This window comes from Catonella sp. (genome assembly GCF_057250765.1).
In genome coordinates, this window is record NZ_DBHIEC010000001.1 from 172,001 (window position 1) to 185,452 (window position 13,452).

Consider the following 13,452-nt stretch of genomic DNA (forward strand, 5'->3'; position numbering starts at 1 on the left):
GAGGCAACATGAAAAAATCACTTGCTCTATTATTAACGTTTGGGGTTATAGCTACTTCGCTTAGCGGATGTGGAAACAGCACTAATACAAGCACCTCTTCCAAATCAGCGTCAACAGCAAGCAGTGCTTCCAAAACAAGCAGCACATCAAAAGCAGATAGTACTACCTCAACTGCAAGCAACACAGGAGAAGAAGTAGTTTTAAAAGTATTTGATGCGCATGCCTATGGTCTGGATGAATATGCAAAAATGGTAAAAGCTTTCGAAGAGTCACACCCAGGCGTTAAAATAGACGTTCAGCATTCTTCAAATGATTATACCGCAACTTTGCAGTCCCGAATAAATTCAGGAGATGCTCCTGATGTATTTGATGCACAGGCAGGTACTAACGCCAGAAACTATTACGACTATGCCTATGAATGGACTAACGATACTGATATTACATCAAAATTCAGACCGGAAGCTCTTGCTCTTGGAACTGTAGACGGAAAGGTTATGTCTTTACCTTGGACCTATGAGAACATGGGACTTCTTTACAATGTAGATGCCTTTGAAAAGGCAGGAATAAAAACCCTTCCTACAACTATGGATGAACTCGAAGATGCATGTAAAAAGTTAAAAGCAGCCGGAATTACTCCTTTTGGTTTAGCTGCTAAAGAAACCTGGGTACTGTCACAGGCGGCTACACACTTTATGATGGATAAGTCTCTTGATGCCACAGGGACAGTAGAGGCTGTGGAGTCCGGTAAATTAAAATTTACAGAAATGCCACATTGGAAAAATCTGTTTAGATTTTTAGATTTAGCAAAAAAATATGGTCCTGATAAGCCTCTTGAGATAGATTGGGAAACATCAGAGAATCTCATTGCGAATGGTAAAGTTGCTATAATTCATATGGGCGACTGGTGTCAGGCAACTCTTGATAAATTCAATAAAGATGCAAGGATTGCATTCTTACCGGTTCCGGTAGGTTCAGGTGAAAAAGACACTACTCTTCTTTCAACCTGTAACTGGACTTATATTGTAAATAAGGACTCCAAACACCTTGATCTTGCTAAAGAATATCTTGAGTATATTCTTACATCCGATGTAGGCCAGAGTTGGATGTGCGAAGGCATAGGAGCGGTTCCCGGCGTTAAAACCGACAAAGAAATTAAAGGAAAGCTTGCTAATGACGCTGCTAAGTATATAGCAGAGAATAAGACAAATGGTTGGATTCATACCATAGCTCCTAGTAATTATTATGATAATGTTGGACCTGTTCTTCAGTCATATATGCTAGGCGAAACAACTGCTGAGGCAGCTACCGAAGCTATCCAGGAGTTCTGGACAGCAGGCAACTAATTAAATACGGTATCTAAAAAGGCTCTCTATTTGGGCAGTTCTCTGAAGAATTCATATAAAATTATGCGTTTTCTTATCAGTAATGAATTGCCTAATATTTGATAGGGAGCCTTTATTCCTAATCTGTAGTACTCTATGTAGTACAGACAGTTCAGAGAGGTAAGAGGATGAATAAACGACTTAAAGAATTTTCTATATTTGCACTATTCGTATTTCCTGCCCTTATATTTGTATTATTTGCCACGGACATTCCTTTTCTAATGAATCTCTACTATTCCTTTTTTAAATGGAATGGAATAGGCAAAAGCATGGACTTTATCGGGTTGGACAATTATGTTCGAATATTTACCAAAGGCGGTCTTTTCTGGAAGGGTGCTTTATTTACACTTAGATTTGCAATATTCTATGTGATTATAGTTAATGTTATTTCCCTGACCATTGCTTTGTTTTTATCGAAAAAATCAAAGATTTCAAGTGTGGGGCGAGCATTTTATTATATTCCTTATATCATAAGTTTAACTGCTATAAGCTTGATTTGGAAGTTTATTTTTGGTCCCGGTTTTGAAGCACTTTATTCTATTACAGGCTGGGAATTCTTTAATTGGAGCTGGGTAGGCACACCTAAACTCGCCTTCTATGTGGTAGTAATGATGACTGTATGGCAGAATATAGGTTTCTACATGGTAAACTATATTGCAGGCATAATTTCAGTCCCTACAGAGCTTTCAGAGGCAGCTCGAATAGACGGTGCAAGCAAAGTACAGAACTTCTTTAAAATAACACTCCCTTTGATTATGCCTTCATTATCAATATGCCTATTGACCTCTCTTACTTTTTCGTTCAAATTGTTTGATGTAGTTATGGTGTTCACAAAAGGTGGTCCTGCAAACTCTACAGTAACTGTAGCTTATGATATATACAAGGAAGCCTTTGCAAGTAATAATTACGGACTTGCAACTGCAAAATCTCTTGTATTTGTTGTTTTTGTTTTACTTGTTACATCAGTTCAGCTTATAATAACAAAGCGTAGGGAGGTGGAAGTATAATGAAATCAAATAGAATCAGCTTTTTTACCATTGTAGTATTGTTGCTATCATTTTTTTGGCTTATGCCGTTGATTCTTATTTTTTTCAACTCCTTTAAGTCGTACAATGATATGATGCAGCACTTCCTCGCATTTCCCAAAAGCTTTGGCCTTGATATGTATATTGAAACCTGGGTAAAATTTGATTTCCCAAAACTTATTAAAAATACTATAATATACAGTGTAAGTACCGTTTTGCTTATTGTGCTTATGGCTCCAATGTCCGCTTACAAGTTAGCTAGAGTAAAAGGTAAATTTAGTGTTGCTTGTTTTCTTCTGATTATATTGCCAATGATGATACCATTTCAGTCCTATATGATAAGTCTTACAAAGTTTGTTTCTAATGTTGGTCTTATCGGTACTCGACAGGGGCAGATTGTTGTAAGTACAGGTTTATGTATGCCACTTGCAGTTTATATGATTCATGGTTTTATTAAAAATGTACCTATTGATTTGGAAGAAAGCGCACAAATTGATGGTGCCGGCTCAATAAGAACTTATTTTGCCATTATACTGCCTCTTCTAAAGCCTATTTTAACAACAGTTATCGTTCTTGATGCACTCGCAACCTGGAATGATATTATAGTCAATCTGTTTATCGCAGGCAGCAATACAGATGCAATAAACATCCAAAACGCACTTTATATGAAGTTTTCGACTACCAATTCAGACTGGGAACACGCACTTCCGGGTATTGTTATGTCCATTATTCCAAGCCTTATTTTCTTCATATTTATGCAAAAAAACATAGTTGCAGGAGTCACCGCAGGTGCAGTTAAAGGATAATACGAGATAAAGGTAGTTAATGATATTCTAAGTATATTTTAGTTCAAACATTTTAAGAAAGGATAGACAAACATGAGAATAGGTGTATTGGTACGAATGGATCGTGATAAAGATATAGATACACAATTTGCCGAAGTAAAAGAAATGGGAATGGAAAGCTGTCAACTTGTATGCTGGGACAGAGGACTAATGACAGCTGAGAATGCTGATAGGATAACTGTTGCAAAAAACAAACATGGCATGGACATTACCGCATTCTGGTGTGGCTGGCCAGGCCCTAAGATATGGGACTTCTATGGTGGTCAGGAAACTCTTGGGCTTGTCCCTGTTACCTACCGTTTTGAGAGAATTCAGACTCTAATTGAAGGCTCTGATTTTGCAGCAAAATTAAAAATCACAGATTTTGTTACCCATGTTGGCTTTATACCTGAAAATCCTTATGACAGCAATTACTATGGAATAGTACATGCTGTCAAGACAGTTGCAAATCATTGTGCAGGAAACGGTCAAAACTTCCTATTTGAAACCGGGCAGGAAACACCTGTAACACTTCTTAGGATCATACAGGATATAGGCACCACAAATCTCGGGATAAACTTAGATCCTGCAAATCTCATATTGTACGGAAAAGCCAATCCGGTGGATGCTTTAGATGTAATAGGAAAATATGTAATGGGCATTCATGGCAAGGACGGATTGTATCCTACAGACGGACATTCTCTTGGTAATGAAGTAGCTCTTGGTAAAGGTAAGGTAAACTTCCCTCTTTTTATTGAAAGTCTTAAGGAAATCGGCTACAATGGTGACATCACCATAGAAAGGGAAATCACCGGAGATGAACAAAAAAGAGATATATTAGAAGCGAAGAAAATTCTTGAGCAACTGATATAAAATAAGTATTCAAAACATGATTTAACGAAATTTGTGTATGGGAGAATTATGAATAAAAAGTTAAAGATTGCTATCATCGGCTGTGGCCGTATATCTGTCTGCTATGCCGATTCGTTGTTGAAACTTAAAGATAAGGCAGAACTATGCTATGCTGTAGATATTGACCTTGCAAAAGCAGAGCGATTTGCTGAACCTTTTGGATGTAACTATACTGATAAACTTGAAGATATATTTGAAAAAGGTATTGATATAGCACATCTGTGTCTGCCGCATGACTTACATGCTCCTATCGCAATAAGTTTAATGGAGAGAGGCATACATGTGCTCACCGAAAAGCCTATAGCCCTTACTTTACAGGAAGCAGACGATATGATTAAAGTAGCTTCTAAAAATAATGTGAAGCTGGGATGCATATTCCAAACACGCTATAATGATAGTGTTCAGAGACTAAAACAAATGTATGATGACGGAAGATTTGGCAAGGTTACTGCTGCAAGATCGTATCTGTCTTGGTATCGTCCTGATGAATATTATAAAGGCAGTAACTGGAAAGGAACTTGGGAGCATGAAGGCGGAGGTACTCTCATAGACCAAGCCATTCATAGTATAGACAGGGTACGCTACATACTTGGAAGCGACGTTAAATGGATAGAAGGTTCTATTCATAATCATTATCATCCTAAGCTAAATGTAGAAGATGCTGCTGAAGCAGCTATTTGCTTCGAAAATGGCTGTATTTACAATCTATACGCCTGCAATTACTATGGTTTTGATTCGCCTATCAACATCGAATTTTGTGGTGAAAAAGGAAGGTTCGGTCTCATACAGGATGTAGGCTACACCTGGTTTGGTGACGAATATACTGAATATAGGGAAATTAGTAAAGGAAATCCAGTAGGGAAGAATTACTGGGGCACAACACATATTATGCAAATAGAAGAGTTCTACGATGCCGTTCGTGATGATAAAAACATAACTGTAGACGGATTTGAGGGAAGAAAAACTCTTGAGATGATTAAAGGAATTTATCTATCCTCCATGCGACACGAGCGTATCACATTACCTTTCGAAGATATCAAAATTACAAAGTTCAAATACTAAATTCGGGCTGTCAAATTATTTGTAGTTTGACAGCCTTTATTCGTCTTCAGATGATATTTACTTTCATACTTTATTATATATTCAAACTGCCTCTATACATTAAATATTTCGTATGATTATACTAATCAAACCTCGATATAATCTCCCTTAGCTGCATCTCCCAGTTGCTGAGGGCTGAATACCACAGGCAATCCAGTACACTACCGTCATTTATTCTGACTGAGGAGCAGATAACAATTGGAAGTTTCAGTCTCTCATTCCTTACAAATTCTACGAATTTGTAGCCGGTATCAGGCTCCTCATAGCCTTCCGGCTCTACCGGATAATACATATCTGTTATGGCAAGGTCAAAATGATTCCCATTTTTTTCAGCTTCTTTTAGCTCAAAAATCCCATCTGTCAGGTTTTTAACCCAGACTATATCATCAGGCTGTATGCCACAAGAGAGTAAAACCGCCCTAATATCGGCATATTTTGCGGGTGAATCTTCTAAATGTAATATTCTCATTTGTTTTCCTTTCCTCTGTGTAAATGTGTGATTCAAAATATGTGTAAGTATCTCTGCAATTAACTCAAGTATCATTATAAATCTCAGACTAAATATTGTCATCTGTTATATAAAAAAGATTTGAACCATACTATATATAGATTATATAAATTAAGACTTCATTCCCTTACTAAAAATCTGCCGAAAGCTTGATATAATCCGATTTTTGCCTTATAATAAGTGGGATTACTTAAACAGGAAATGACGCCTAATATAATAGATTGAGAGAGGTACGAAATGAAAAAGAATAAGCTTATTCCATTTTCACTGTTGTTTATTGCCCTTGTTTTTTTAGAGTTTTTTTGTATAGTTAAATACTCTGATGTTTACTATTTCCCACTCTGCGTCGGGCTTACACTCATTGGCTCGGCTTATCTTCTTTTGACGGAGATAGATAATGTTGTTACTACATATCTTAAAAATAAGGAGAACGCTTCTAAGCCTGATGAAGAAACTATCGCAAGGAGGGAAGAGGCTTCTAAGATTGCTAAGGCTACCTACGTACTTGAAAAGAGAATCCTCAATCTCTTGGATGAGAGAATTCTTTCTCCTGAGGAAAACATGGAGAATCTTAGCACTCTTGAGGGTGAAATAGTACATGCCATTAAGGCTTCTATCAAGTACGGAAGAGATAATACCAATCATTTATCAGAGGTTATTGCTGAGTCGTCTTCTCCTGACTATGAAGACATTCTCGCTAAGCTTGATGAACTCATTCTTGTATTAAAGAATAACCCAATTGCACCTAGTACAGCACAGGCACCTGTTGAACAGGTTAATTATGAAGAAGTGCCTGTAGAGCCTATAATGACAGATGCAGAAACAGTAGTTGAAGACCCTGTAATTGAAACCGCTACTGAAACCGAGGATGTGCCTGAGTTTGTCGATACTTTAACAACTGAGACAACACCTGAGGAACCTGGTGCCACAGAAATCGAGCCTGAATTTGCTTCTGAGCTTGAGCCTGAACCTGTGGCTGGAGCCAATGCTGTTCCTGAACCTTCTGCAGTTCCAGTTGACAGCGATCCTAATAAGCCTATGAGCCCTGATGAAATCGCTGCTCTTATTGCTGCTGCTGAAGCTCAGTCTGAACCTGAAATCGAATCCGCTCCTGAGCCTGCACCTACAGCTCCGATTGACAGCGATCCTAACAAGCCTATGAGCCCTGATGAAATCGCTGCTCTTATCGCCGCTGCTGAAGCTCAGTCTGAACCTGAAATCGAGGCTGCTCCTGAGCCTGCCCCTACAGCTCCGATTGACAGCGACCCTAACAAGCCTATGAGCCCTGAGGATATCGCTGCTCTTATAGCTGCTACAGAAGCTCAGTCTGAACCTGAAATCGAGGCTGCACCTGAGCCTACTCCTGCACCTGTTGACACCGACCCTAATAAGCCTATGAGCCCTGAGGATATCGCTGCTCTTATTGCTGCCACTGAAGCTCAGTCTGAACCTGAAATCGAAGCCGCTCCTGAGCCTACTTCTACAGCTCCGATTGACAGCGATCCTAACAAGCCTATGAGCCCTGAAGATATCGCTGCTTTATTTGCCTCATCTAACCTTGAGCTTGAGCCTGAGCCAAGTGCCGCCAAGCCTAAGACCGCTATTGAAGCCCTTTCAAAGCATGAGCCTTCTCCTGCTTCGGACGATCCTAATAAGCCAATGAGTCCTGATGATATCGCAGCCTTGATTGCATCCCTAGGACAATAAATTTTTTGGAGATAAAATGAGATATATAGTTTTTGACCTTGAATGGAATCAGGGACACCCCTCAAGGGAAGGAGCCAACAGGGCTCTTCCTTTTGAGGTAATTGAGATTGGTGCTGTGAAGCTAGACGAGAATTTTAACATTATCGACTCTTTTCACAGGGTAATAAAACCGGTTGTATATCCTGTTCTGTTTAAGTATACACGTGAGATTATTTCGCTAACTGAGAGAGAGCTCTCAATGGGAACTGATTTTGTAACTGCCTGCAAAGAATTTTTAAGGTGGTGTAGAAAGGGAGACAGGAATTACTTTTTTGCTACCTGGGGAACCCTTGATTTACTTGAGTTCCAGAGAAATATGGCGTATTACAATATACATAACGGGTTCCCAAGACCTTTGTACTATTTTAATGTGCAATACCTGTTTAATATATTTATTGGAAAATATGATGAGAGTGCAATTTCACTTGAAAATGCAATCAGGCACCTTAGATTAAGAGAAGATAAGGCCTTTCACAGTGCCATTTCCGATGCACAATACACTGCTGAAATCCTTCAGATTATCAGTGGTATAAATGTATTTTTATATCCGTCAGTTGATACCTATAAGTTCCCTCTTAATAAAAAGCAAGAGGTAGACATCGTCTATCCTGACCACAGACTGAGTGTCAGCATGGCCTATAGGTCTAAGGAGGACTTAAAAAGGGAAGCTGATAGAGAGCCTTACTGCTGCCATATCTGTGGTAACCGTCTACGTCAGCTTGTTCCATGGTATTCTCCCAATTCAAAGAACTACTATTATGTTGGAGAATGCAAGTATCATGGCTATATGAAAGGCAAAAGACTCATTAAAAATCCTGATGACCATCATTATTTCGCAGTATCAACTCTTAGGTCTCTTTCTAAAGAACAGGCAGTAACTATGATTAATAACTACAAGAGTAGAAAAAATAATCCATAAATGCTTGATTAACACAAATCTTGCATTCATATAGTTCTACAAGCATCTTTTCTAATAAAAGAAATCCGGCTTACCACTTAAGCCGGTTTCTTTTATTTATGCCTGTTTTATGTTTTCTGTATTTTCTCCTTACTATACGGGCAGGTCTCCTGTAAATGAACAGATACCACATAAGTACCATAATGATGAGAAACGAGCATACTATCATAGCTATTGCCATTACCTTTGACTTCTTGTTGCCCGTGTCCGTCTGCACACTGGTATCCACAGCTTCAGGCTTATTAAAAGAATATGCCTTGTTGCTGGTATATATAAGTTCTGCATTTCCTATGCACTTTCCGTCATACATATATTCAATGCTACCGATGCAGTTAGCACCTACAGAGACACCATTTATATCGCCTTCCTTGACCTCCATAGTAACGCCATTTATATCACATTTCTTAGGCACAGCCAGAGTCGCCGCACCTGAGACTATAAACTCTGCAGTCGGATCATTTTCGAGTACACTCTTATATACCTGCCCGCCGCTTTCATTTAACTTAAAAGGTATCTTATCTGCCTGCAACATTCTAAAGCGCTTAAATGTATAGTCTGCAAGCTTCTTGGTATTGGTGTACTCCACCTCTTTACTCTCAGCATTCATCACCACGCAGACAATGTCCATAGTACCTTTTTTTACATAAGAAACCAGATTAAACTTAGCCTCTGTAGTGTAGCCGGTCTTTCCCGCATAGCAGTATTCATAAGCATACTCAGGATGCTGCATAGGGTTAAAAAGCTGATGTGTATTGGATAAAGGTCTTTTTTCCTTCATCAGATTAGTTTTAGGCAATACGTATTTTCTTGTACTTGCTATTTCCCTAAATGCATCGTTTTTAATGGCTGCCCTGGCAATCCTTGCAAGGTCTGCCGGGGTTGTGTAGTGCTCCTTTTCATATAGTCCGCTTGGATTGCAAAAATGAGTATGGGTACATCCAAGCTCCTTTGCCTTTTCATTCATCATATCTGCAAAAGCTTCGATGCTTCCTGCTGTGTGGATAGCAAGAGCATTGGCAACCTCATTAGCTGAGGCAAGCATAAGACCATAAAGACATTCTTTAAGAGTCAACTTCTCTCCCGGAGTCATACCTATGCTTGAGCTTCCCCTATTTGCGGCTGCTATTGCTTCTTTGGTAAACTCCACCTTTTCATCAAGGGACTTGGCATGTTCTATTGCCAGCAAGGCTGTCATTATCTTGGTTGTACTTGCAGGACACCACTTCTTGTTCTCGTTCTTACCAAACAGTATAGTTCCTGTAGCAAGGTCCATAACAACACCCTCTTTTGCCTTTATAGATGGGCATTTAGGCCAGGATGAATTATTCTCTGCAAGCACAGTATTTATATTTAAGCCTGAAAATAGGCTTACAATTATTAAAATTAGCGCAAAACTTCTTTTTATATATAAATTTTTCATGAATTTCTCCAAACTATTCGTCAAAAATAACTATTACCTTATATTTAACCATAGAAACGGCGCCATTTCAAGGGGAAATTCTTAACCTCCAAGCGTTAAATTTTATCCAATAAGTCTTTTCTATTAGCCAAAAACGAAAAATTATTGATTTTGGCTAATAGAAAAGTGAACCTAGTAAAGAATAATGTATAAGGCATTAGTCATAATCGGCTGATGCCTTTTTTGTGTGCATTACTTTTATTTGACACTTGTATCATAAGATAAACTATTCATCACTTGACAATCCCTTATATTTGTTGTAAAAACTCTTTAGTGATAAGAAAATAACTTAAATGTGAGGTCATCATGAGATTAAGAAATGTACCGGGTTCCAGAGAAGACATAGCTAATAGTGAGTTCGTGATACAAAATCCCGAAAAGCACAGAGGTGAGATTGTATCCTTATTTCCATCTAAGCAGCCGCTCTTTATAGAAATCGGCATGGGCAAGGGGCAGTTTATAACTACTCTTGCTAAGAACAATCCGGATATAAACTATATTGGCATTGAAAAATATTCAAGTGTCCTAGTTAGGGCAATCGAAAAGCAGACAGAGCTTGAACTTCCTAATCTTAAGTTCATCCGTATGGATGCAGAGAATATAAATGATGTTTTTGCTGAAAATGAAGTGGATGGAATTTATCTTAATTTTTCCGATCCTTGGCCAAAGGACAGACATGCAAAGAGGAGACTAACTTCAAGGCAGTTTTTTGCAAGGTACGAAAAGCTCCTAAAGCCTGAAGGGAAAATCCAGTTTAAGACAGATAACTCTGCCCTTTTTGACTTTTCACTTGAAGAAGTTGAAGCTACTAATTTTAAGGCTACTGAAGTATCCTACGACCTTCATAACAGCGAATGGAATGAAGGAAATGTTATGACTGAGTATGAGGAGAGATTTTCTGCGAAGGGGAACCCTATTAAGAGGGTGGTGTTTGTGAGAAGGTAATTTTTACAAACTGATGAAAACTCTTCCTCAAAACGATGCTTCTATCACATAAAAAATCCATATAACAATATAGAAAACAAGGGCAGAGCCAAATAATCCGGCTCTGCCCGCTATTAGCTATCTACAAATTATACATCGGCTTTTAAGGTTGAATTAAGACTAAGTGGTCTCATTCTCAGTTTCTGCAAAATTGTATACTTCTACTTAAACGTCACCACCGTAGCCCCGGTACCACCCTCATTGTACTCGCCTTCCCTGAAGCTCTTTACATACTTACACTTCTTAAGGTAATCAGAAACCATGCCCTTAAGGGCACCTGTTCCACGGCCATGTATTATCCTTACCTGTGGAAGGTGGGCGAGATATGCGTCGTCTATGTATTTGATAAGCTCTGCCCTCGCATCATCATATCTCATACCTACAAGGTTCTTCTCTACTCTTACATTTAGGCTCTTGCTCATTCCTATGCTGCCCTTGCCGGATGAAGACTTGTCCTTAACCATCTTTACAGAGTTATCCTCTTCCACAAATGCAAGGTCTTTTACATTGACATTGGACTTCATTATACCCATAGTAACTGTGAGGTTGCCCTTTGCATCAGGGAGGGTACTTACAGTTCCCTTTATGCCCATTGTAAGCACTAGCACCATATCTCCTATGTGGAGCTGCTTGTTGCCTACTCTATTTCTCTGGCTTTCCTTAGCCCTTATGCCACTAGTCTTGGTTACAGCGTCTATCTTCTCACGGAGTTTGGTTCTCTCCTCTTCCATCTCTCTGGCTGTGGCGCCACCAAGCCCCCACTTGTTGTATTTCTTAATAGAAGCATCCGCCATTTCCTTAGCCTCTGAAAGAATCTTAGAAGCCTCTCTCTTCGCATCTGCAAGCAGACTTTCTTTCTTCTTAGCAAGCTTTTCTACATCTGTCTCAAGAGCCTGCTTTTCTTTCTCTATTTCGGCTCTTCTCTTCTTTATCCTTTCCTCTTCTTCTTCTATGAACTGACGGCTTCTGTTAAGTTCAGCTATCACATCTTCAAAGCGCTTGTCATTGGTGTCTATCCTGTTTGCCGCATCTTCTATTATCTCGTCAGAGAGCCCCAGCTTTTTGGAAATGGCAAAGGCATTACTCTTGCCGGGTATTCCTATAAGGATGCGGTAGGTAGGCATAAGAGTGTCAATATTAAACTCAAGGCTTGCATTTACAACTCCCGGAGTGCTAAGTGCATATACCTTAAGCTCACTATAGTGGGTAGTCGCCATCACCCTTGCATCCCTTGCCTGTAAGTTCGCAAGTATTGCCATAGCAAGGGCGGCACCCTCTGTAGGGTCGGTTCCCGCTCCTAGCTCGTCAAATAGTACCAAGCTTTCCCTATCTGCCCCTTTTAATATATTTACAATGTTTACCATATGAGATGAAAATGTAGAAAGACTCTGCTCTATACTTTGCTCATCTCCGATGTCTGCATATATTTCCTTAAATATACCCAGCTCCGACTTGTCAAATGCAGGGATATGAAGCCCTGCCTGTCCCATAAGGGTAATAAGTCCTACAGTCTTAAGCGAAACTGTCTTGCCGCCTGTATTCGGACCTGTTATCACAAGAAGCTCAAAGTCTTTTCCAAGGTTTATGTCAATCGGCACTACCTTTTTCTTGTCAATGAGAGGATGTCTGCCTTTTTTGATATTTATCCTTCTCTCAAGATTAAATATCGGCTCAGTGGCACTCATCTCCTTGGCAAGCTCTGCCTTTGCAAATATAAAGTCAAGTACAGGAAGTACCTCAACATCGTATTTAAGCTCATCTATGTAGCCTGCTGCCTCGTTGGAAAGAGCCGCAAGTACCTTCTCTATCTCCTTTGCTTCCTCTATCATAAGCTCGCTAAGCTCGTTGTTATACTTAACCACTACGGCAGGCTCTACAAATAAGGTTGAGCCTGTTGAAGACTGGTCATGAACAAGACCATCCACCTTGCTTCTATGCTCATTCTTAACAGGAAGGCAGTATCTTCCATTCCTCATGGTAACCTTATTATTCTGTAAGAAACCCTTATCCGCCGCTGAGTTTACAAGGCTATCAAGCTGCTCCCTGATTTTGGCATTGGTAAACTCTATCTTTCTTCTTACATTTTTAAGACCGGGACTTGCATCATCAGCCATTTCCTCCTCGGAAATGATACAGCGCTTGATTTCGTTATTATACGGAGAAAGAGGCGCGAGCAGTTCGAGCCTCTCTGACAGGCTGTCTGCCTCAAGCGAACTATCTCTCTTTGCGCCAAAATTCTTCACACGAAGAGCTACGTCAAGAGTCTTGCTGATATTTATAAGCTCGCCCATACCAAGGGTTGAGCCCACCTCGAGCCTTACAAGAGAGTCACCTATTTCTGTAAGCCCCGAAAATGATATATGTCCCGACTGATATAATCTTGCAAGAGCATCAGCAGTTTCTTTCTGAGCATTATTTATCTCCTCTATGTCAGTCATAGGCATAAGCGAATGCGCTCTCTCCTTAGCCTTTGGAGAAGAAGCAAGCTCAGAGAGTCTCTCTAATATCTTGTCAAACTCCAATGTATGTAAAACTTTTTTATTCATATATTTC

General features: G+C 39.5%; 11 protein-coding genes. 8 read left to right on the forward strand and 3 right to left on the reverse strand.

The genetic code is table 11. The features are described 5' to 3' along the window. Positions 1-8: 8 nt before the first annotated feature. The 5 genes from ACO6HM_RS00780 (at position 9) to ACO6HM_RS00800 (ending at position 5,205) form a co-directional block, all read left to right on the forward strand. Positions 9-1,343, forward strand: coding sequence for an ABC transporter substrate-binding protein (locus ACO6HM_RS00780; protein ID WP_485389306.1), 1,335 nt, complete (start codon positions 9-11; stop codon positions 1,341-1,343). 167 nt (positions 1,344-1,510) lie between these two features. Further along, the gene (locus tag ACO6HM_RS00785; RefSeq protein ID WP_485389307.1) at positions 1,511-2,389 is read left to right on the forward strand and encodes a carbohydrate ABC transporter permease; all 879 of its coding nucleotides are present in this window, start codon (positions 1,511-1,513) and stop codon (positions 2,387-2,389) included. Further along, a complete protein-coding gene (locus ACO6HM_RS00790) occupies positions 2,389-3,213 on the forward strand; it encodes a carbohydrate ABC transporter permease (RefSeq protein ID WP_485389308.1) in 825 nt (274 codons plus the stop codon). The genes ACO6HM_RS00785 and ACO6HM_RS00790 overlap by 1 nt, the downstream gene beginning before the upstream one ends. 96 nt (positions 3,214-3,309) lie before the next feature. Beyond that, the gene (locus tag ACO6HM_RS00795) at positions 3,310-4,104 is read left to right on the forward strand and encodes a sugar phosphate isomerase/epimerase family protein (RefSeq protein ID WP_485389309.1); all 795 of its coding nucleotides are present in this window, start codon (positions 3,310-3,312) and stop codon (positions 4,102-4,104) included. Between the two features lie 48 nt (positions 4,105-4,152). Continuing rightward, a complete protein-coding gene (locus ACO6HM_RS00800; protein WP_485389310.1) occupies positions 4,153-5,205 on the forward strand; it encodes a Gfo/Idh/MocA family protein in 1,053 nt (350 codons plus the stop codon). Positions 5,206-5,326: 121 nt separating this feature from the next. On the opposite strand, the gene ACO6HM_RS00805 is transcribed toward ACO6HM_RS00800, so the two are convergent. Next, positions 5,327-5,713: a hypothetical protein gene (locus ACO6HM_RS00805; protein WP_485389311.1), complete on the reverse strand. Its 387-nt coding sequence runs from the start codon at positions 5,711-5,713 to the stop codon at positions 5,327-5,329. 276 nt (positions 5,714-5,989) lie between these two features. On the opposite strand from ACO6HM_RS00805, the gene ACO6HM_RS00810 reads away from it, so the two are divergent. Together ACO6HM_RS00810 and ACO6HM_RS00815 are read left to right on the forward strand one after the other, a co-directional pair. Then, positions 5,990-7,459 carry a hypothetical protein gene (locus ACO6HM_RS00810; RefSeq protein ID WP_485389312.1) on the forward strand — a complete coding sequence of 490 codons (1,470 nt, stop codon included), beginning with the start codon at positions 5,990-5,992 and terminating at the stop codon, positions 7,457-7,459. Between the two features lie 16 nt (positions 7,460-7,475). Continuing rightward, positions 7,476-8,417: a 3'-5' exonuclease gene (locus ACO6HM_RS00815; RefSeq protein ID WP_485389313.1), complete on the forward strand. Its 942-nt coding sequence runs from the start codon at positions 7,476-7,478 to the stop codon at positions 8,415-8,417. 70 nt (positions 8,418-8,487) lie between these two features. Here the strand turns inward: ACO6HM_RS00815 and ACO6HM_RS00820 are convergent, their stop codons facing one another. Further along, entirely contained in the window at positions 8,488-9,876 is a 1,389-nt protein-coding gene (locus tag ACO6HM_RS00820; RefSeq protein WP_485389314.1) for a D-alanyl-D-alanine carboxypeptidase family protein, read from the reverse strand. A 345-nt stretch (positions 9,877-10,221) separates the two neighbouring features. On the opposite strand from ACO6HM_RS00820, the gene trmB reads away from it, so the two are divergent. Next, positions 10,222-10,860 carry a tRNA (guanosine(46)-N7)-methyltransferase TrmB gene (gene trmB, locus ACO6HM_RS00825; RefSeq protein ID WP_208429616.1) on the forward strand — a complete coding sequence of 213 codons (639 nt, stop codon included), beginning with the start codon at positions 10,222-10,224 and terminating at the stop codon, positions 10,858-10,860. A 200-nt stretch (positions 10,861-11,060) separates the two neighbouring features. On the opposite strand, the gene ACO6HM_RS00830 is transcribed toward trmB, so the two are convergent. Continuing rightward, entirely contained in the window at positions 11,061-13,445 is a 2,385-nt protein-coding gene (locus tag ACO6HM_RS00830) for an endonuclease MutS2 (RefSeq protein WP_485389315.1), read from the reverse strand. Between the last annotated feature and the right edge of the window lie 7 nt (positions 13,446-13,452).